Annotated in this window: 18 protein-coding genes; 12 read left to right on the plus strand and 6 right to left on the minus strand. The window is 66.3% G+C overall.

The genetic code is table 11. The features are described from left to right. Window positions 1–36: 36 nt before the first annotated feature. From SM753_RS15460 to SM753_RS15470, 3 genes are read left to right on the plus strand one after another with little or no spacing between them, the layout of a single operon-like run. Complete coding sequence (locus tag SM753_RS15460) at window positions 37–582, plus strand: (2Fe-2S)-binding protein (protein ID WP_323192289.1); 546 nt, start codon at window positions 37–39, stop codon at window positions 580–582. Continuing rightward, entirely contained in the window at window positions 579–3,032 is a 2,454-nt protein-coding gene (locus SM753_RS15465) for a molybdopterin cofactor-binding domain-containing protein (RefSeq protein ID WP_323192290.1), read from the plus strand. The genes SM753_RS15460 and SM753_RS15465 overlap by 4 nt, the downstream gene beginning before the upstream one ends. Continuing rightward, window positions 3,019–4,866: a carbon starvation CstA family protein gene (locus SM753_RS15470; protein WP_323192291.1), complete on the plus strand. Its 1,848-nt coding sequence runs from the start codon at window positions 3,019–3,021 to the stop codon at window positions 4,864–4,866. The genes SM753_RS15465 and SM753_RS15470 overlap by 14 nt, the downstream gene beginning before the upstream one ends. A gap of 23 nt (window positions 4,867–4,889) precedes the next feature. Here the strand turns inward: SM753_RS15470 and SM753_RS15475 are convergent, their stop codons facing one another. Further along, a complete protein-coding gene (locus tag SM753_RS15475; RefSeq protein WP_323192292.1) occupies window positions 4,890–5,315 on the minus strand; it encodes a rhodanese-like domain-containing protein in 426 nt (141 codons plus the stop codon). Window positions 5,316–5,422: 107 nt separating this feature from the next. Here SM753_RS15475 and SM753_RS15480 point away from each other — a divergent pair, with 107 nt between their 5' ends. From SM753_RS15480 to yqeB, 4 genes are read left to right on the plus strand one after another with little or no spacing between them, the layout of a single operon-like run. Then, window positions 5,423–5,794, plus strand: a complete 372-nt coding sequence (locus tag SM753_RS15480; protein ID WP_138798843.1) for a DsrE family protein — start codon at window positions 5,423–5,425, stop codon at window positions 5,792–5,794. Further along, entirely contained in the window at window positions 5,791–6,144 is a 354-nt protein-coding gene (locus SM753_RS15485; RefSeq protein ID WP_323192293.1) for a DsrE family protein, read from the plus strand. Before SM753_RS15480 ends, SM753_RS15485 begins: the two co-directional genes overlap by 4 nt. A gap of 2 nt (window positions 6,145–6,146) precedes the next feature. Then, on the plus strand, window positions 6,147–6,392 hold the full coding sequence (locus SM753_RS15490; RefSeq protein ID WP_323192294.1) for a DsrH/TusB family sulfur metabolism protein: 246 nt from the start codon (window positions 6,147–6,149) through the stop codon (window positions 6,390–6,392). Beyond that, window positions 6,389–7,969, plus strand: a complete 1,581-nt coding sequence (gene yqeB / locus SM753_RS15495) for a selenium-dependent molybdenum cofactor biosynthesis protein YqeB (RefSeq protein ID WP_323192295.1) — start codon at window positions 6,389–6,391, stop codon at window positions 7,967–7,969. Before SM753_RS15490 ends, yqeB begins: the two co-directional genes overlap by 4 nt. Window positions 7,970–7,993: 24 nt before the next feature. On the opposite strand, the gene selD is transcribed toward yqeB, so the two are convergent. Together selD and SM753_RS15505 are read right to left on the minus strand one after the other, a co-directional pair. Next, window positions 7,994–9,022, minus strand: a complete 1,029-nt coding sequence (gene selD, locus SM753_RS15500) for a selenide, water dikinase SelD (protein ID WP_323192296.1) — start codon at window positions 9,020–9,022, stop codon at window positions 7,994–7,996. Window positions 9,023–9,025: 3 nt separating this feature from the next. Then, window positions 9,026–9,274 carry a sulfurtransferase TusA family protein gene (locus SM753_RS15505; RefSeq protein ID WP_135537030.1) on the minus strand — a complete coding sequence of 83 codons (249 nt, stop codon included), beginning with the start codon at window positions 9,272–9,274 and terminating at the stop codon, window positions 9,026–9,028. Window positions 9,275–9,381: 107 nt separating this feature from the next. On the opposite strand from SM753_RS15505, the gene yqeC reads away from it, so the two are divergent. From yqeC to SM753_RS15525, 4 genes are all read left to right on the plus strand, one after another. After that, entirely contained in the window at window positions 9,382–10,155 is a 774-nt protein-coding gene (gene yqeC / locus SM753_RS15510) for a selenium cofactor biosynthesis protein YqeC (RefSeq protein WP_323192297.1), read from the plus strand. Between the two features lie 115 nt (window positions 10,156–10,270). Next, window positions 10,271–11,314, plus strand: a complete 1,044-nt coding sequence (locus tag SM753_RS15515; protein ID WP_323192298.1) for a PLP-dependent cysteine synthase family protein — start codon at window positions 10,271–10,273, stop codon at window positions 11,312–11,314. 84 nt (window positions 11,315–11,398) lie between these two features. Then, complete coding sequence (locus SM753_RS15520) at window positions 11,399–12,037, plus strand: nucleotidyltransferase family protein (protein ID WP_323192299.1); 639 nt, start codon at window positions 11,399–11,401, stop codon at window positions 12,035–12,037. 226 nt (window positions 12,038–12,263) lie between these two features. After that, window positions 12,264–13,055, plus strand: coding sequence for a GNAT family N-acetyltransferase (locus SM753_RS15525; RefSeq protein ID WP_323192300.1), 792 nt, complete (start codon window positions 12,264–12,266; stop codon window positions 13,053–13,055). 160 nt (window positions 13,056–13,215) lie between these two features. Here SM753_RS15525 and ade read toward each other — a convergent pair whose 3' ends face one another. Together ade and SM753_RS15535 are read right to left on the minus strand one after the other, a co-directional pair. Then, window positions 13,216–14,883: an adenine deaminase gene (ade, locus tag SM753_RS15530; RefSeq protein ID WP_323192301.1), complete on the minus strand. Its 1,668-nt coding sequence runs from the start codon at window positions 14,881–14,883 to the stop codon at window positions 13,216–13,218. Between the two features lie 264 nt (window positions 14,884–15,147). Next, complete coding sequence (locus tag SM753_RS15535; protein ID WP_323192302.1) at window positions 15,148–16,533, minus strand: nucleobase:cation symporter-2 family protein; 1,386 nt, start codon at window positions 16,531–16,533, stop codon at window positions 15,148–15,150. A gap of 227 nt (window positions 16,534–16,760) precedes the next feature. Between SM753_RS15535 and SM753_RS15540 the strand changes: the two genes are divergently transcribed. Next, the gene (locus SM753_RS15540) at window positions 16,761–17,981 is read left to right on the plus strand and encodes a molybdopterin molybdotransferase MoeA (RefSeq protein WP_323192303.1); all 1,221 of its coding nucleotides are present in this window, start codon (window positions 16,761–16,763) and stop codon (window positions 17,979–17,981) included. A gap of 40 nt (window positions 17,982–18,021) precedes the next feature. Here SM753_RS15540 and SM753_RS15545 read toward each other — a convergent pair whose 3' ends face one another. After that, a complete protein-coding gene (locus tag SM753_RS15545; RefSeq protein ID WP_323192304.1) occupies window positions 18,022–19,224 on the minus strand; it encodes an MFS transporter in 1,203 nt (400 codons plus the stop codon). Between the last annotated feature and the right edge of the window lie 40 nt (window positions 19,225–19,264).

Raw genomic sequence — 19,264 nt, forward strand, 5'->3', positions numbered from 1 at the left:
GGACGAAGCGAGAGTCTATCTACCAAGGTGAGCCTCATGCAAATCGAACTTGAACTAAACGGTCATCAACGGACGTTCGATGTGTCGAAATCGGACGTTCTGCTGGACGTACTGCGGAGGAACGGATACACCGGCCCGAAGCGCGGTTGCGACACCGGCGCGTGCGGGATGTGTACGGTACAGATCGACGGCGAACCGGCGATGTCCTGTGTCACGCCCGTGACGAAAGCCGCCGACGCGTCGGTCGAAACGATCGAAGGGCTGGGGAAACAGGACGACCTCCACCCGATTCAGGAAGCCTTCGTGGACAACTCGGCGCTCCAGTGTGGATTCTGCATTCCGGGGATGATCATGCGCTCGAAGGCGCTGTTAGAAGAGAACCCGGACCCGACCGAAACGGAGGTTCGAGAGGCGCTGGCCGACAACCTCTGTCGGTGCACCGGATACAAGAAGATCGTCGAGGCGGTCCTCGACGCCGCTGACCGGATGGACGGCGACGCGGCGCTGGCGACTGACGGCGGGACGGACGCGCCGGACTGCGTCGGCTCTACGTGTTCCTGCGAGGAGGGGAACTCGCTATGAGCAACATGGAAGAAACTCAGGAGCAAAACGACAGACCCGACGGAATTCGGGCGGAGGAGGAGGCCGCGGAATCGGACGCGATTCCGGGGGAGAGTGAGGCAGCGGAGGACGACCGGAAACCCCGGGACGAACGCGATCAGGTGACCGAGGACGTGGAAAAGGACGACGCTCGGAAGATAGTCACCGGGGAGGCCCGCTACACCGCGGATTACCGCGACCGCTTCCCGGAACTCGCCGAAGGGAAAGTGATCCGGAGCGACATCGCGCACGGATACGTCCGCGACATCGATACGAGTGAGGCCGAAGCCATGGATGGTGTGTACGCTGTGATCACGCCGTGGGACGACGCCGTCCCGGACAAGGCGTATTCGAGTTCGGGCCAGTCGTACCCCGAACCGAGTCCCTGGGACATGCGCGTTCTCCGGAAACACGTTCGGTACGTCGGCGACCCCGTCGCGGCGGTCGCCGCAGCGGACACGGAGACGGCCGACCGCGCCGCCCGGAAAGTCGATATCGAATACGAGGAGCGAGAGCCCGTCCTCGACCCCGAGGCCGCGACGGAGCCGGACGCCCCGCAGTTGTTCGACTCGGACGAGGTCGAGAACGCACAGCACGGGGCCGACTACGAGCGGAACCTCGAATCCCATTTCGAGGGCGAGATCGGCGATGTCGAGCGGGCGTTCGACAGCGCTGACGACGAACGGGTGATCGAGACGGAGTGGGAGACGCCGTACCAGTCCCACTGCGTCCCCGAACCGCACACCACCATCGCACACACGGACGAGGACGACCGATACAACTTCATCACCGCCACGCAGGTTCCGTTCCACACGCGCCGCCAGATCGCACACCTGTTCGACGTTCCGATCCGCGACGTCCGCGTGACGAAACCGCGAATCGGGGCCGGCTTCGGTGCGAAACAGGAGATGGCGATCGAACCGATCGCGTTCGCGCTCCACCGTGCGGCGGACAAGCCCGTCAAACTGGAGATGACTCGTCGCGAGGAGTTCTTCGCGCTCCGGTTCCGCCATCCGATGCAGATGCGGATGCGGACGGCGGTGGACGACGACGGGACTATCGAGGCGATGGACCTGTACACGCTGTCGAATTCGGGCGCGTACGGCACCCACGGGATGACCGTCGCGAACAACGTCGGGACGAAGCCGCTGCCGCTGTATCCGCGGGTTCCGAACGTCCGGTTCGAGGGCGACGTAGTCCACACGAACCTCCCGATGGGCGCGGCGATGCGCGGGTACGGCGCGCCGCAGGGTCACTTCGCGGTCGAGGCTCACATGGACGAGGTGGCGCGCCAACTCGACCTGGATCCGGTCGAGTTCCGCGAGCGAAACGCCGTACGCGAGGGAGACGTCGACCGGAGCGTCGCCATCCTGAAAGACGGCGACAAGTTCGCCAGGAAGATACGGTCGTGCGGGCTCCGGGAGTGCATCGAACGCGGCAAGGAGGCGATCGGCTACGACGACCTCGACCAGCCGTCGGAGGACCACCTGCACCGCGGCGTCGGCATGGCGCTCATCGCGCAGGGCAGCGGCGTCGCCGGGCGGGAACTCGGCGCGGCCCAGATCCAGATGAACGAGGACGGCTCGTTCCACCTGCAGGTCGGCGGCGTCGACACCGGCACCGGCTCCGACACGATGTTCAGCCAGGTCGCCGCGGAGGTGCTGGGCTGTGACCCCGAGGATATCGTCGTCATCTCCTCGGACACTGACCTGACGCCGTTCGACTACGGCGCGTACGCCTCCTCGACGACGTACATCAGCGGCCAGGCGGTCAAAGAGGCCGCCGAGGACGCCAGGGAACGGCTACTACACTGGGGGTCGAAGATGCTCGACGAACCAGTCGAGACGCTGGTGGCGCGCGACGGCGAGGTGTACAGTCAAGAAAGCGGCGAACGCGTGTCGCTGAAGGAGATCGGGTACGAGGCGACGTACGGCCACGACGAGCGCGAGCACATCCTCGGCAAGGGCAGTCACTCGACGGACGAGAGCCCGCCGCCGTACGGCGCGCAGTTCGTCGACGTCACCGTCGACGAGGAGACCGGCGAGTACGAGATCAACGAGATGGCCTTCGCCGCGGACTGCGGCGTGGCGATAAACCCCGCGCTCGTCGAGGGACAGATCGAAGGCGGCGAGCATATGAGTCTCGAATACGCGACCAGCGGCGGACTGGAGTTCGACGAGGAGGGCAACCCCGAGGTTCTCGGCTTCCGGCAGTACGGGATGCCGCGGACCACCGACCACCCGCCGATGGAGACGATAATCGTCGAAACCCACGAGCCGACCGGTCCGTTCGGCGCGAAATCGATCGCCGAACTCCCGACGAACGGCGTGCCGCCGGCGCTCAGCAACGCGATCCGCGATGCGGTCGGCATCCGGGTTAACTCCCTCCCGATCACGGCCGAGAAGATACGGAAAGCGCTTGACGTGGAATGAGGCGAGGACACCGGAATCGGCGGGCCGTGCCCTGCCAGCGTTCGGCGGGGAAGCGACGGGGGCTGCGGTCGTGACGACGGTACTTAGCGTCCTCCTCGGGGCGGTAGCGGTCTTCGCGACGGCGTACGTGGCGTACGGGCGACTGCTCAGCGACCGGTTCGACCTGGACGATGAGCGGGAGACGCCGGCGCACGCCCGTCGGGACGGTGCGGAGTTCGTCCCCGCGAGGAAGGCGGTGCTTTTCGGCCACCACTTCTCCAGCATCGCCGGCGGTGCCGTCATCATCGGCCCCGTCACGGCCGCGCTCGCGTGGGGGTGGGTGCCCGCAGTCGCGTGGATAGTCGTCGGTACCGTCGTCTTCGGCGGCCTCAACGACTTCGCGACGCTGGTCGCGAGCGTCCGCCACGGCGGTCGGTCGATCGGCCACCTGTTCGGGCGCTACGTCGACCGGCGCGGGAAGCGCGTCCTGCTGTCGGTCGCCGTCGCGGCGAACCTGCTCGTCGTCGGCGTGCTCTCGCTGGTGACGGCGGTCATCTTCGACGCCTTCCCCAGCGCTGCGACCGCGAGCGTGCTGTACGTCCTGCTGGCGGTGCTGTTCGGCGTCTACCGGAACCGGCTCTCGCTGCCGTTCGTCCCGGGGACCGTCGCCTTCGTCGCGGCCGTGTTCGGGTCGGTGCTGGTGGGCATCGAGCACCCGCTCGTGCTGGTGCCGGACGGCGGCGCGGTGACGCTCCCGACGGTCGTGAATCCGAACGTCTCGGCGTGGCTGGTCTGCGTTCTCCTCTACGCTCTCGTCGCGAGCGTCCTGCCGGTCGACGCCCTGCTCCAACCGAGGGACTACCTCTCGTCGTTCCTGCTTTACGCGGGGCTGTTCGGAGCGCTAGCGGGCATCGTCGTCGGGACGCTGTTCGGCACGGCGGCCGAGCCACTGACGGTGGGAATCGAGGCCTACACCGGGTTCACGAGCGATGCCTTCGGCGGGATGGGGCCGCTCGTCCCGATGTTGTTCCCGACCATCTTCTGCGGCGCGGTCTGCGGGCTTCACTCGATGGTCTGTTGCGGGACGACGCCGAAGCAACTGGACAGCGAAACCGACGCCCACGCCGTCGGCTACGGCACGACTATCGCCGAGGGAGTGCTCGCGGTGCTCGCGGTCGGTCTGGTCGCCGTCGTCCCGGAGATACCCGCCGGCAGCGGCCTCGAACTCGCCCTCCCGACGTTCGCGACGGGCGGCGGCATCGTCCTCGGTGCGCTCGGAGTACCGCGGGGCGCGGGCGCGGCGTTCATGGCGCTGATGCTCTCTGCGTTCTCGCTCACCACCGTCGACACGTCGATCCGCCTCGGGCGCTACTTCGTCGGCGAGATAGTCGACGAGTCCGCCTCCGGGTCGCAGCGCGCCCTCTCGCGGCCGACTGTCAACGCCAGCCTGCAGGTCGGTACCGCGTATCTGCTGGTCGCGAGCGGTGGGTGGACGACGGTGTGGCCGCTGTTCGGCGGTGCCGTCCAGCTGTTCGCCGGCCTGACGATGCTCACACTGTCGGCCTGGATCGCCCGGTCCACCGGCTTCGACCACCGGTGGACGCTCGCCGGTGCCGGGGCCGTCCTCGCGGTGAGCGCGAGCGCACTCATCTATACGGCCGTGTCGAACGTCCGAGCGAAACTGCTGAACGGCACATGGGTCGCGGACGCGGGCGCACTGGCCGTCGCGTCCGTCGGCGTACAGGTGCTCGCCGTCGTTCTGCTCGTCGGTCTCGCGGCGGTCGTCGTCCTCTGGACCGTCCGGAGCCCCGATGGGGTGCGCGCTCGCGAGTCGCTCGACGCCGCGGACGACTGACCGGGAGGCCCCTCCCCGGCCCGCTATCGCTCGGTGACGGCCGCTTCCCGGTCGCGGTTCTCGTACGGAACGACGGGGCCGCCGGCGTCGCGCCACGCTTCGATGCCGCCCGCCAGGTTCGCAATGTCGTACCCCATCTCCCGGAGTCGGTCGGTCACGAACGTCGAGCGCAGGCCCACCACGCAGTAGCAGACGTACTGCTTGTCCGGGCAGAACGCCGGCGAGTGGTAATCGGAGGTCGGGTCCGCCTCGAACTCGATCATGCTGCGCGAGGCGTGGACAGCGCCGGGAATGACGCCGTCTTCTCGGACTTCCGTCTCGTCGCGGACATCGAGAAACACCGGCCCGTCGGGGCCGTGCCGGTCCATGGCCTCCGCCGCGCTCACCTCGTCGATCCGCTTGCGCGCCTCGGCGAGAAACTCGTCTGCCGTGCGGTCGAGTTCGTTCATGGGAACCGCTTTGCCGGCCGGAGGGAAATGAGTTCCGCGGACAAGGTGGCGGCGGTCGGTGAATCCGAACGAACGCTTATTACCGGCGAAACGAATAGAGTCAACACATGGCACATCTGGGGTTTCTCCTCACCGGCGGCCCGTTCGACAGCGAGCGCTGGCGAACGGCGTACGAACTCGGTCGGGCGGCGCTAGACAAGGGCCACGAGGTGACGTTCTTTCACTACCTCGACGGGGCGCTCGTCCCGGTCGAAGACCAGACGTTTCCGGACTGCTCCGACACCGGACTCTACGACGAGATGCCGACGGAGAAGTTCCAAAAACTCGTCGCTGAGGGGGCCGAACTGATCTGTTGCGGTCTCTGCGTCGACGCCCGCGGCATAGACGCTTCCGACGACTACCCCGAGGGCGTCGAGGTGGGTCTCCTGCCGGATCTGGCGGACATCATCGGCGAGGCGGACCGGGTGATATCGCTATGAAGCGAGACGTGGTGGTACTGCTGACGAAAGCCCCGTACGGGCGCGTTCACGTCCCGGAGGGACTGCGGGCGGCACGGGGCGTCGCCGCGGGGTTCGACCAGCACGATGTCACCGTCGTGTTCACGGGAGACGGCGCGTACGCCGCGCGGGCGTCCGTGGACCGAGAGGCGCTGAACATGCCAGGACACGTCGCCGATCTGCGGGAGCAGGGCGGAGAGATGGTCGTCGACGCCGCCGCGATGGCGGAGCGAGACGTCTCACCCGAGGAGATAGCCGACGACGTGACCGTCCGCTCCGGCGACGAAGTTTCGACGCTCGTTCGGGACGCCGACCGCACACTGGACTTCTAACCATGCTGTACCTGATAGACGAACCCATGGCCGATATCGGACTTCGAACCGCAGCGGACGACCCGGACGCACGCGTCGTCCTCATTCAGGACGGCGTGTTCCTCTCTCCCGATCTCGACGCGGAGGTCTACGCCGTCGAGAAGGACGTGGACGTGCGGGGCGTCGACCTTCCGGATGAGGTCGAGCGGATCTCGTACGACGCACTGGTCGACCTGATAGTGGAACAGGAGGTGAAAAACTTCGTATGAGCGTGTTCGAGCGGGTCAACGAACTGGTCGACCGCGGCGAACCGGCCGCGATGCTGACGATAGTGGACAAGGACGGAAGCGCACCAAGAGACGTTGGCGACCGGATGGTCGTCACTGCGGACGGCGAGTACGGGACGATCGGCGGCGGATCGGTCGAACACCTCGCTATCCAGGACGCCCGAGCGGTGCTGGAAAACGAGGCCGACTCCGGCGTCCGGACGTACGAACTCGAACCCGGCGGCAACACGGGCATGGTCTGTGGCGGGTCGATGGACGTCTTCGTCGAACGGATCCGCGGACGGGCGCGCCTCTACGTCGCCGGTGCGGGTCACATCAGCGTCGAACTCGCGCCGCTCGCGGAGCGGTTGGGCTACGACGTGACGGTGGTCGACGACCGCGAGGAGTACGCGGACCCGGACAACTTCCCGGACAGTACGGAGGTCATCCACGGGGACTACGGAGAAACGCTGTCCGAACTCCCGATGACGTCCGAAACCTCGGTGGCGGTCGCAACGCGCAGCGGCACGTTCGACCAGCGCGCCGTCGCCGCGGCGCTCGACGGCGACGCGGGCTACGTCGGCCTCGTCGCCAGCGAGACGAAGTCGGAACACGTCATCGGTTCGCTCGCAGAAGAGGGGTACGGCCGGCGGGAACTCGCACGGGTCAGGGCACCCGTCGGACTGGATCTCGGCGGAAGCGGTCCGGAGGACGTGGCCCTCGCCATCCTCTCGGAGGTGAACATGGACCGCTACAGCGCCTCTGGCCAGCGCGCGACGCGGCTGAACCTCGACGACCTCGTCGTGGTCCGGGGCGGCGGCGACCTCGGGAGCGGCGTCGTCTACCGACTCCACCAGGCCGGCTATCCGGTCGTGGTGACCGACGTCCAGCGTCCGACGGTCGTTCGCCGAGCGGTGGCGTTCGCGTCCGCGATGTATGAGGGGGAAGTCTCGGTCGAAGGCGTCGTCGGCCGGCGAGCGGGAGACGTGGACGAGGCCATCGGGATACTCGAAGACGACGCGGTGCCGGTCCTCGCGGACCCGGACGCGTCCGTCGCGGCGGAACTCGATGCGGCCGTCGTCGTCGATGCGATCATGGCGAAAGGCCGGACCGACACCGGCACCCGCCGCGACGACGCGGACGTGGTCGTCGGTCTCGGCCCCGGGTTCGAGGCCGGTGAGACCGTCGACGCCGTCGTCGAGACGGACCGCGGTCACGAACTGGGCCGGGCGATCTACGACGGGACGGCGAGTCCGTACGACGGCGAACCGGGCGAGCGGCGCGGCTACACGCACGAGCGAGTCCTCCGCGCGCCGGGCGAGGGTCCGTGGGAACCAGCGGTCGAGATCGGCGACCTCGTTTCGGCCGGCGAGACCGTTGGCCACGTCGCCAGCAACGCCGTACAAGCAGAGATAGACGGCCTCGTCCGCGGCCTCGTCCACGGCGGTCTCGACGTCAGCGAGGGGACGAAACTCGGCGATATCGATCCGCGCGGCGAGGAGGTCGACCCGACGAAGATATCGGACAAAGCGCTCTGTCTCGGCGGCGGCGTGTTAGAAGCCGTGTTGAAACTCCGCTGACGGACGAACGACTCTCTTTTTCCCTTACCGGCTGATCGGCTCTATCGTCGGTTCGTCGAGCGAGACACCGGACCCGTCGGTGACGTGTCCGACCTGTCGGTAGAAGACCCCGGCGTCGTCGAGACGGGATTCGAGGTCGGCGCTCCGCGCGGCCGGTACAGACAGGAGAAGGCCACCGCTCGTCTCGGCGCTCGCGCCGTCTTCCAGGCCGTATCCGAACAACGCGGAGAGCCCTTCGGTCCCCGCGATGACCGGCAGACGGGTCAACTCGACCTCGACCCCGGAGTTGTCTGCGAGCACTTCCGCCTGTCCGACGAGGCCGAACCCGGTGATGTCGGTCGCGGCGGTCGCGAGGTCCCGGCCGGCTATCACTGCGGCGCGGTTCGGCGTCGTCATCCAGGCCAACGCTTCGTCGCCGATCTGATTGATGGGACGACCCGCCGCGTCCGCGACGACGTCGGCGAACTCGTCGTCCGAAACGCGTAGCGCCCCCATCGCTGACTGGGTACCGAGCGGTTTCGTGAGGTAGAGCCGGTCGCCCGCGGACGCTCCCTGCGAGGTCAACAGGGTGTCCGGCGGTGCGGTCGCGGAGACCGCACCGCCGGCGAACGGCCACGGACTGATGATCGTGTGTCCCCCTGCGACCGCGCCGCCCATACCGTCGATAGCGTCTGCGATGCCGGCCAAGACCGACGGCGCAACGTCGGTCAGTTCCTGCGGGAGACCGAGGACGACGAGACAGTCGAGATTGTCCGAAGCCCCCGTGGCGAAGGCGTCGCTGGCGGCGTTACACGCCGCGACGCGGCCGAAGTCGTACGGGTCGTCGATTATCGGTGTGAAGAAATCGACCGTCGAAACCAGCGCCAGGTCATCCGTCAGTTTCCGCGCGGCGGCGTCCTCGCCGACGCCGAACAGGAGTTCGTCCCGGGACTGGGTCAGGCCGGCCTCCCCCAGCAGGTCGTCGAGGTCGCTCTGGCCGACCTTGCAGGAACAACCGTGGAGGTCGGCGTACTCGGTGAGCCTGACGGCCGCATCCTCGGTGCGGTCGGCCATCGACTACGCCTCCGGAATCTCCGCGTCCTCGGTCACTTCGATGGTCAACTCGAACGTGTCTCCGTCGCTACCGTCCTCGCTCTTGGCGACGGAGAACCCGCGTTTGCGACACATTCGACAGAGGTTCCGTTCCGCCGGGGGGTAATCACCGCGCACAAGCAGTCTGTCGCCCGCCTCCAGTTCGGATAGCTCCCGGCGGACGATCAGCGCCGGCCTCGGGCAGACTTCCCCGCTGACATCCACGCGCGTCATACCTCGGCGTATGTGGGTGACTCGCAAAACAGTGTCGGCTCGACACGCCCGCCGCTGGCGGACTGTGCCGCACAAACCTATTTTTGTCCCCGTCCCGCAGTGACGGTATGCAACTGGCTGACGCGCTGGGGCTCGGCGACCGTGAACTCGTCGCGTTCGTCGGTGCTGGCGGCAAGAAGACCGCGATGCATCGACTCGCGACGGAGGGCACCGAGCGGGGATGCAACGTCGGCTTCACGACGACGACGCAGATGCCGCCGCCCGACCTACCGCTGACGGTCACGGACGTCGAGGTGTCTCCGTACGCGCTCACGGAGGACGAGCCCCCGGTCGCGTTCGCGCGAGAGTGGGTGTCCGACCCCGACCGCGTCGCCCGGAAAGTCCGCGGCTTCGACCCGGGGCCGCTGACGTCGGTGTTCGACCGCGGGTTCTTCGACTGGCTCCTCGTCAAAGCTGACGGCGCGCGGATGCGGGAGTTCAAGGCTCCCGGTTCCGGGGAACCGGTCATCCCGGAGAAAGCGACGCAGGTCGTCCCGGTGGCGTCGGTGCTCGCCGTCGGCGAACCGCTCACGGAGGCGGTCGTTCACCGTCCCGAGCGCGTCGCGTCGATAACGGGGCTCTCCGTGGGCGACGCGATCACGCCCGAAGCGGTCGGCGACGTGCTCGCCAGTCCCGACGGCGGGCTAAAATGCGTGCCCGACGCCGCGGACGTCACCCCGATCGTCAACAAGGCCGACACGCCGGACCGCCAGGAGACCGCGCGAGCGGTACTCGAACGCGCGCTCGACGGTACGTCTCGGTTCGCCCGCGGACTCGTGACGTCGTTCGAACGGGACGTCTGTCTCGCCGTCGAGAGCCGAACCTCGCCGCAACGGGCGTAGGGGAACGCGGAACCCGTACGGTGGGCCGGGTGTGAACGGCCTGTTCTATCTCGTCAGTACTCGCCGACTTCACCGTATTCTTTTGTCTCGACGGTGAGAAACTGAACGAGCGACTATGGTAGAGTCACCCACTGACGGATCGGACGAGACGCATATCTTCGACAGCATCGGTGAGACGCCGCTCGTCGAACTGTCGAACGCGAGCGCGGACGTCGACGCGACGATCTACGCCAAACTGGAGTTTCTCAACCCATCGGGGAGCATCAAGGACCGCATCTATCACGAGATGATAACCGCCGCCGAGGAGCGCGGCGACCTCGACCCGGGGACGGAGATCCTGGAGTGTTCGACCGGCAATGCGGGCATCGCCTGCACGTTCGTCGGGACCCGCCTGGGTTACGACGTTACTATCGTCATGCCGGAGGGGATGAGCGAGGAGCGGAAGAAAGTCATCCGGGCGTACGGCGGGACACTCGTCGAAACCCCGGGCGGCGAGAGCGACGTCGACCTCGCCATGGAGCGCGTCGACGAACTTCGGAGCGAGGCCCCCGACGAGTACTGGTTCCCGAACCAGTTCAGCAACGCGGACAACCCTGCGGCCCACGAGAAGACAACGGGCCCGGAGATCCTCGACCAACTAGACGACGCCCCCGATGCCTTCGTCGCGGGCCAGGGAACCGGCGGGACCGTCACCGGCGTCGGGCGTGCGCTCACCGCCCGAAATCCCGACACTGCGATCTACGCGCTCGAACCCGCGGAGGCACCGCTCCTCTCCTGTCGCCAGTGGGGCACGCACGAAATAGAAGGCATCGGCGACGGGTTCGTCCCCGAGAACCTCGACCCGTCGCTGATGGACGGCGTCGTCTCGCTGGAGAGTCAGGCGGCGATAGACAGGGCCCGGTCGCTGTCGGAGTCGGAGGGGATCTTCTGCGGGATTTCCAGCGGTGCGAACGTCGAGGGGTGTCGCCGCCTCGCCGAGGCCAGAGACGACATCGACACTATCGTGACGATCATCTGCGATACGGGTCACCGGTATTTCACCACGAAACTGTTCGAACCCGACCACGAGATCGAGATTCCGGAGCGCGACCACCCCCTCGACGACTACTCGAAGGAAGTGCTCTCGGAACACCAGGACGACTGGCACATCGTCGACTGACGCCACGAGGGACAATGGGCCGACGAGAGGCGAACGGGACGAGACGGGGAAAGAACCACCACGATCCGGTGCGAACGGGTTCGTATGACAGATCGTTCGGACGCTGACTCGGACGGGCCGGACGGCGGCGACGGATCGACTGTCGTCGGCGGCGTGCTCCTCGCGGCGGGGCGGGGGACTCGTTTCGAAGGCGGGAACAAACTCCTCGCGGATGTCGATGGGTCGCCCATAGTCAGGCGCGCAGCGCAGACGCTGTGTCAGTCGTCAGTCCACGAGGTCGTCGCCGTCGTCGGTCACGAGGCGGCCCGCGTGACGGAGGCGCTCGACGGTCTCGACCTCTCTGTCCGACATAACGATAGCTACGCGGCAGGTCAGAGCACGTCGGTTCGGACCGGCATCGACGCGGCGCGGGACGCTGACTGGGACGCCGTCCTCTTCGCGCTCGGCGATATGCCGTTCGTGCGGCCGTCGACCGTCGACGCGCTACGAACAGCGTACGCGAGCGGGGAAGGGACGATCGTCGCCCCCGCGTACGAAGGAAAGCGGGGGAACCCCGTCCTGTTCGGTCGGCAGCACTACGACGGTCTCTCGGACGTTTCGGGCGACAGAGGTGGCCGACACCTCATCGAGACCCGTGACGACGCCGTTCTGGTCGACGTCGACGACTCCGGTGTGAGGAGCGATGTTGATTCCCGCGCCGATCTGGAGTCGGACGCCGGGTGACGGTCGTTCGGGAGGGCAGGGAGGGCCCACTCGGCGGGGCGTAGCGGTCCCGACCGGCGATGCGGCGACCGGGTGCGAGGGCGTTGTCAGGATATGCCAAGTGTTGTCACGACTGTGTGGCGGCGTGCCGGTTCGAGCAACTAAATACCTCTATTTCGTCGGTACTGTCGACGGTCGTGAGAGTCCGTGCGGTTTCCGGACCCAAAACCGTGGTATCAGGAAAACTATGTCCGAAAATCCGACTCCGACTGGTGGCGCGTTACGGTCGAGTAAAGCGGCGGCAAACGAGATTCCCAACGAGCAACGGCGACATCTGTACGAGTACGTGGCCGAGCGCGGTCCGGTTCGACACCGTCGTCTGCGGGAGGCGCTGTTCCCCAACGATAGGCGCGCGGCCCGTCATCACCTCGCGCTGCTCGAACGCAGCGGGTTTCTGGTCGAAGAGGACGACCGGGTTCGCGTCGCGGTCGACATTGACCGGCTGACGGAGGCGAAAACGGTTGATCTCCCGCGGTTCGACTCGCCGGTCGAGCTTAGGCCGGCGAACGAAAGCGACCGGACGGCGCTGGTCGACGTCATGCGGTCCGTGGGCGAAGAGCGGATCCACGTCGATGCGGTAGCGACCGCAGCACCGTTGGCGCACGGGGGAAGGCTCCACCGACGGTGTTCGGAGGGTGAACGCGGCTTCTACGTGGCGACCGTCGATAAGACGGTCTGCGGTTGGGTCCACGCCGAAGCGCCGTCGCGGCCCGAGAGCCATCACGCGACGATCACCGGTGGTGTCGTGGAAGAGCGACGCGAGGCGGGGATCGGGACCAACCTGTTGGAGTACGCACAGACGTGGGCCGAACGCTGCGGCTACGAGAAGCTCTATCAGCATCTCCCGTCCACGAACAGGGTCGGCGTCGATTTCCTCACGAACCGCGGTTGGACCGTCGAAGCGACTCGGAGCGACCACTATCTGGCGAAGGACTCGTACACGGACGAAGTGATCCTGTCTTGCGCGATCGACGATTGAGATCCGACGGGACCTCGACGTGACCGACGGAATTCGTCCGTCTCGCGCGGCCCCTGAACCATTTCTCACGGCCTCAGAACGTTTTTTCGACGGTTTCGATGCACGCACCTCCGCGTATAGGCGGACGGCTACGAGACCGTCACGGCCACACCGGCGATCGCTACGAGACCGTCACGTCCACGTACTTGCCGTCCGTGACGTCCACAAGACCGTTGTTCGTGAGCCGATACGTCGGGATAACCTCCAGCGCGAGAAACGAGAGTTCCATCAGGCCAGTCTCCGCCATCCCGAGGTCGCCGGCGTAGCTCTCGACGGCCTCGAACCGCTCGTACACCGTCTCTATCGGTTGGTTCGACATCAGGCCAGCGATGGGGAGCGCGAGCGTCGAGAACTCGTCGTCGACGGGGTCGTACGCGACGACGCCACCCTCTAACTCCCTGAGTTTGTTCGCGACCGACGCCATCGACGCGTGGTCCGCACCCGCGACGACGCAGTTGTGGGCGTCGTGGGCGACCGTCGACCCGACGGCGCCGCGTTCCAGTCCAAGCCCGTGGACGAAGCCGCGGCCGATCCCCCCGTCATTGCCGTGTCGCTCGACGACGGCGAGCGAGAGCAGGTCCTCGTCGGGGTTCGGGATCAGGGTGCCCTCTTGGACGGGGACCGTCGTGATCATTGGGTCGGTCTGGAGACCGCCGACGGCATCGATGACGCGGACGCGTTCGTCGCTGCTGTGGCCGTCGGCAACGGTGATGGCGAAATCCGACGCCGAAACCGTCGGAAAGTCGACCGTATCTGTCGGGAGGTGGGTCGACGTAGCCGGGGTGCCGTCCTGCGTCGGGTCGAGTTCGCCGTCGACCAGCACGCGGTCGACGTCCCAGGTGCGCAGGTCGTCGAGGAGGACGATATCCGCCGGCGCTCCCGGTTGGACCCTGCCGAACGGTAGGCCGTAACTCTCCGCCGTGTTGATCGTCGCCATCTGTACGACCTCGACCGGATCCGCGCCCTCCCGGACGGCTTTCCGGACCGCGAAGTCGACGCCGCCCTCGTCGACGAGGTCAGTGACCTCACGGTCGTCCGTACAGAGCGAGAGCCGTCGGCTGTCTACGTCTTCGACGAGCGGTAGGAGGTCGCCGAGGTTCTTGCTCGACGAACCCTCGCGCAGGTAGACGCGGAGGCCGACATCGACCTTCTCTCGGGCCTCGGACAGGGAGATGCTCTCGTGGTCGTTGTCGAGATACCGCGCGGCCTCCTGTAGTCTGTCGCCCGTGACCCGTGGCATGTGTCCGTCCACTGTCAGCCCGCGCTCTCGTGCGGCGCGGATCTTCGCATGGACTTCTCCGTCTCCTGCGAGCAATCCCGGAATGTTCATCACTTCGCCGAGCGCGACGACGTTCCGCTCGTCGAGCAGTTCCGTCACGCTCTCGGACGGGAGCGCCGCCCCGCAGTCCTGCAGGTCGGACGCTGGGACGCTGGACGGGACGGTGAACCGCGCCTTTAGTGGCGTGCGCTCGGCGTCTCGGATCACTGCGCGGACGCCGTCCGCACCCGCTACGTTCGCTATCTCGTGTGGGTCGTGTACGACGCTCGTCACGCCTCTCGGAACGACAGCATCACCGTACTGCGGGAGCGTCACCATGCTCGATTCGACGTGCATGTGCGCGTCGACGAGGCCCGGGGCGACGTAGTTCGCCTCTAGTTCGCGTTCGGCGGGACGTTCTTCCAGCGCTACGATGGTCCCGTCGTCGATCGCCACGGCGCGGTCTTCGAGGGTCCCGGTGTTTACGTTCACCAGCGTTCCGCGGACGAGCGTGTCGACGCGGTCAGTCACTTCCCCCACCTCCCGGGACGGCCGTTCCGCGCGCCGTATCGCCGCGCTGACGATACCGCTCGCCGAGTGCGAAGTTGTCGAACTGCATAGTCGAACGTCTCGTTCGACGACGAAATAACTTGCTATGGAATATCATGCCACGCGCTCCAGCGTAGTCTGATGATCTGCGACGACAGCAACGCCGAGAACAGGGAGAGATGGGTCACGGACGACCGTCTGTGACCGGGAGTTCGGGGGCGTCCGAAAAACAGTCCGGGCGTGGAACTAATCCTCGTTCGACGCCACTGCGTCGGGGCCTAACTCCTCGTTGAGGTCTCCGGTGGTGTCCGCGTCCTCGATGTCGGACTCCGTCTCGCGCGGCACGAGCGTGTTGAGAACGATCGCCGAGATGGCGGTCATGATGATCGCGTTGCCGAAGAAGATCGTCGCTCGGTCCGGCAGTCCGCTGAGCGCCTCCGGACGGAACTCCACGCCGAGGCCGAGCGTGATCGACGTAGCGATGATGACCATGTTCCGGCGGTTCATCCGCTCGTTCAGGAAGATGAGGCGGATGCCGCTAGACATGATCATCCCGAACATGATTAGCACTGCGCCCCCGAGCACCGCGCTCGGGATCGTCGTCACGACTGCGCTGACTTTCGGAATGAAGCCGAGCAACAGCAAAACAGCACCGCTGACTCCGACGACGTAGCGGCTCATCACGCCGGTGAAGTTGATGAGGCCGACGTTCTGGGAGAAGGTGGTCAGCGGGAACGCGCCGAACAGCGCGCCGATCGAACTGCCGATCCCGTCGACGAACAGGCCGCCCGATATCTCGTCGTCAGTCGGGTTCCGGCCCTCTGCGGCGGTAATACCGGTGATGTCACCGATAGATTCTATCGCCGCCGTGATGTGGATCGCGGTGAACGTCAGGATCGGCACCGGTTCGAACGAGAACCCGAACTTCCCGGGGACGGGAACCGCGAACCAACTGGCTTGTCCGACCGCCGAGAAGTCGACGACGCCGGCAGCGATCGCGGCGACGTAGCCGACGGTGATCCCGATCAGGATGCTGAGTACCCGCAAGGAACCGGACGTAAAGAGGTTCAATCCGACGGTCACTGCTATCACGAGCAGGGCCAGACCGAGGTGGTGGAGCGCGCCGTAGTCGGCGGCCCCCGCGCCGCCCGCGATGTAGTCCATCCCGACCGGGACGAGGTAGAGTCCGATGATCATGACGATCAGACCGGTAACCAACGGCGGGAAGAACCGTTTGACCCGTTTGAACTGCCAGCCTATCAGTACCTCTACCAGCGCCGCGACGAGGATGGCCCCGAAGACGGCGTCCAGACCGTACTGCGTTCCTATCGCTATCGCCGCACCGACGAACGCGAAACTCGTCCCCATCACGATCGGCAACCGGGCACCGACCGGTCCGATGGGGAACACCTGGACGAGCGTTGCGATCCCGGAGAAGACCAGTACCATCTGTACCAGGAACGACGTGTCAGCGGTACCGGCTCCCACGCCGCCGCCGACGATGAGCGCGACAGCCGTCGCCGGGACGATCATGGCCGCGACGTGCTGTATGCCGAGGAAGATAGCTTCCGCCGCAGGTGGTTTCTCTTCTAACTCGTACGCCAGGTCGATCGATCCGTCTCTCTCTGACATGTGCTGTCAATTCCCACAGACTATCTGAAGGTATAAATCATTTACCACTTGTACCTCGGCTTATATTTGCCCCGCAAGGCGCTCCGAGCGTAGTCCATCGACCTCTCGCTTTCAGGACTGCGTTCAGAGCCCGTGCGGAGTATTCGAGTCTACTGTCTGCCGGTCGAGCGCGTTCCGTTTCGGGGGTAGGCGAAAGGGGTTTGTGGGTATAGTTCGCAACCCTCGCTATGAGCCACGATCACGAGTCGATGCTGTGGCGTGCCGACGCCGTGGAGGAGGTCACGGACCTCCTCGAACGGGAACTGTCCACCCGCGGGACGGTCGAGATGAGCATCGAAGACGGCGCGGCGGGCCGAACGCTCGCGGAACCGGTGACCGCTCCCCGAGACGTTCCCGCTCACGACCACGCGACGATGGACGGTTTCGCGGTCGACGCCAGGGATCCGTACCCGCTGACGGTCAGGGACGAGGAGATATTTCCGGAGGACCAGCCGCCGTCGATTGCGGCCGGCGAGACCGTCCGTATCGCCACCGGTGCGCCGCTGCCGGAGCGCGCGAACGCCGTACTCAAAGTCGAGGAGGCGACCGTGGAGGGCGGCGAACTCACCGGAAGCGCCCTCGAACCGGGGACGTACGCGTACGAACGGGGGAGCAACGTCTCCGCCGGCGAAACGCTGTTTCGACCCGGAGAACGGCTTTCCGCGAAGGACCTGATCCTGCTTCGTGACCTCGGGATCGAACGGGTCGCCGTGTACGAGCGGTTTTCGGCGGGCTTGCTGGCAACGGGGTCAGAGATCCACGAGGGGGTCACCGCCGACCTCGATTCGCCGATGCTGGCCGCGCTCGTACGGTCGTGGGGACACAGTGCGACGATAGCGGGGACGGTCCCCGACGAGTACGATAGGACGGAACAGCGGATCGCCGAACTGGCCGACGAGCACGACGTGGTTATCACGACGGGAGGGACGAGCGTCGGCGAGAAGGATTACGTCGTTCGAGCGCTCGAATCCCTGGGAGAACTTCGCTTCCATCGGGTCAGGATCCGACCCGGCAAACCGATAGCGGCCGCGCAACTCCCCGACCACGACGCGGTGGCGTTTGCCGTTCCGGGGAAACCGGTCGGCGCTCACACGGTGGCGACGCTCGTCATGCGCCCCTTCTTCGTCGGCGATGTGGATCCCCTGCCGACGAGGGGCGCGACCGTCACCAGCGACGTCGGTATCGGGACGCCCGGATTCGAGTACGCGGTCCCGGTGACCCTAGACGGTGAGCGGGCAACGCCGCTCGGCCACGTCGACTCGCCGCTTCAGGTGTACGACGAGACGTTCGATCCGAGCGTTCTCTCGTCCAGTACGCGGGCGACGCGAGCCGACGGGTTCGTGATCACGGAGTCGGATCTCTCGGCAGGCGAGTCGGTGCGCGTGATACCGTACCCTGTTCTCGAGTAGCGCCGGTGACCGGCAGTCGGTCGGCTCTCGCTGGCTCCGGTCAGTTCCGCCGGACGAGGGCGAGAAAAACGAGTCCGCCGCTGACGAGCGTCGCCGTCCCCCAGAACAGCAACAGCAGTCGATAGCCGCGTACGGGGTCGTCGAACGCGGCGCTCGCAACGCTGGTGAACGCGACGGGGCCGACGGTCTGTCCGAGCCAGAGCATACTCGTCAGCACACCCATCATACTCGCGCGGAGTTCCCCCGAGACGAGGCTGGTGACGCTCGTGTTGAGCGACGGCATCACGAGTCCGAACCCCAAACCGAAACAGAGCAGCATCGCGCTGATCAGTATCGGCGTCGGAGCGGCCCAGATGCCGAGGAGGCTGACGCCGAACCCGACGAACCCGAGCGCGACCAGTTCCTGCGGTTCGAAGCGATGCGAGATGCGCCCGTACTGGGATGCGATGGACGCGTTAGCGATAGAGACCATGCTGAACAACGCTCCGATCTGGCCCGCGGAGAGGCCGTGAACGTCGCTCAGCAGCAGTGAGAGTGCCGTGAGAACGCCCCCGTAGAACAGGAAAAACGTGAGAAACGCCGCGGCCCAGAGTCCGAGCGCCCGGGGAACGAGGACCGCGGAGACGACCCGCGATACGTACGTTCTCATTGCAGGGGTGTCCTCTATCTCCGGTTCTTCGAGTGTGAAGAGCGCGATAGCTCCGACCGCGAGGCTGAGACCGAAGAACGCGAACGGAACGTTCCAATGCATGGCGGCTAACGCGCCACCGAGCAGCGGATACGCGGCGGCACCGATGCCGATGGCGCTGCCGTTTATCCCCATGACCGTGTTCCGTCGCTCTCCGTCGTAGAAATCCCCGATGAGCGTGATCGCCAACACCATCAGACCGCTCCCGCCGACACCCTGCAAGAACCTGAGGGCGAGAACGCCGCGGAACGACGGTTCGAGCGCGATACCGCCGCCGGCCAGGCCGAAGAGAAACAGCAGGGGGAGAACGACCGTTCGCCGCCCCAGTCGGTCAGAGAGGAGTCCGATGAACGGCGTCAGAAACACGCCGGGAAGCGTGTAGGCCGTGATGACGAGCCCCGCCTGCGCGTCGCTTATCCCGAACACTGCACGGAGATCGGGAAGGAGCGGACTGATCAGCGGAACGCCCATCACGCCGATGAGCGAACACGCGAGTACCGACTGAAAGGTGGCCGATGTCCAGGGGATGTCGACCCGTGCTCGTGAGGAGGTCATCTGTATCGTGTGACGGTGGAGCGCCCGGTGCTAGCCAAAC

Origin of the sequence: Halostella sp. PRR32, from assembly GCF_034808085.1 — an archaeon.
In the GTDB taxonomy this organism is placed as follows: Archaea; Halobacteriota; Halobacteria; order Halobacteriales; family Natronoarchaeaceae; genus Halostella; species Halostella pelagica.

Excerpts from the sequence above, each read along its gene's own strand:
- SM753_RS15460 (WP_323192289.1), top strand. The coding sequence starts at position 37 with ATGCAAATCGAACTTGAACTAAACGGTCATCAACGGACGTTCGATGTG.
- SM753_RS15465 (WP_323192290.1), top strand. The coding sequence starts at position 579 with ATGAGCAACATGGAAGAAACTCAGGAGCAAAACGACAGACCCGACGGA.
- SM753_RS15475 (WP_323192292.1), bottom strand. The coding sequence starts at position 5,315 with ATGAACGAACTCGACCGCACGGCAGACGAGTTTCTCGCCGAGGCGCGC.
- SM753_RS15480 (WP_138798843.1), top strand. The coding sequence starts at position 5,423 with ATGGCACATCTGGGGTTTCTCCTCACCGGCGGCCCGTTCGACAGCGAG.
- SM753_RS15485 (WP_323192293.1), top strand. The coding sequence starts at position 5,791 with ATGAAGCGAGACGTGGTGGTACTGCTGACGAAAGCCCCGTACGGGCGC.
- SM753_RS15490 (WP_323192294.1), top strand. The coding sequence starts at position 6,147 with ATGCTGTACCTGATAGACGAACCCATGGCCGATATCGGACTTCGAACC.
- yqeB (WP_323192295.1), top strand. The coding sequence starts at position 6,389 with ATGAGCGTGTTCGAGCGGGTCAACGAACTGGTCGACCGCGGCGAACCG.
- selD (WP_323192296.1), bottom strand. The coding sequence starts at position 9,022 with ATGGCCGACCGCACCGAGGATGCGGCCGTCAGGCTCACCGAGTACGCC.
- SM753_RS15505 (WP_135537030.1), bottom strand. The coding sequence starts at position 9,274 with ATGACGCGCGTGGATGTCAGCGGGGAAGTCTGCCCGAGGCCGGCGCTG.
- yqeC (WP_323192297.1), top strand. The coding sequence starts at position 9,382 with ATGCAACTGGCTGACGCGCTGGGGCTCGGCGACCGTGAACTCGTCGCG.
- SM753_RS15515 (WP_323192298.1), top strand. The coding sequence starts at position 10,271 with ATGGTAGAGTCACCCACTGACGGATCGGACGAGACGCATATCTTCGAC.
- SM753_RS15520 (WP_323192299.1), top strand. The coding sequence starts at position 11,399 with ATGACAGATCGTTCGGACGCTGACTCGGACGGGCCGGACGGCGGCGAC.
- SM753_RS15525 (WP_323192300.1), top strand. The coding sequence starts at position 12,264 with ATGTCCGAAAATCCGACTCCGACTGGTGGCGCGTTACGGTCGAGTAAA.
- SM753_RS15535 (WP_323192302.1), bottom strand. The coding sequence starts at position 16,533 with ATGTCAGAGAGAGACGGATCGATCGACCTGGCGTACGAGTTAGAAGAG.
- SM753_RS15540 (WP_323192303.1), top strand. The coding sequence starts at position 16,761 with ATGAGCCACGATCACGAGTCGATGCTGTGGCGTGCCGACGCCGTGGAG.
- SM753_RS15545 (WP_323192304.1), bottom strand. The coding sequence starts at position 19,224 with ATGACCTCCTCACGAGCACGGGTCGACATCCCCTGGACATCGGCCACC.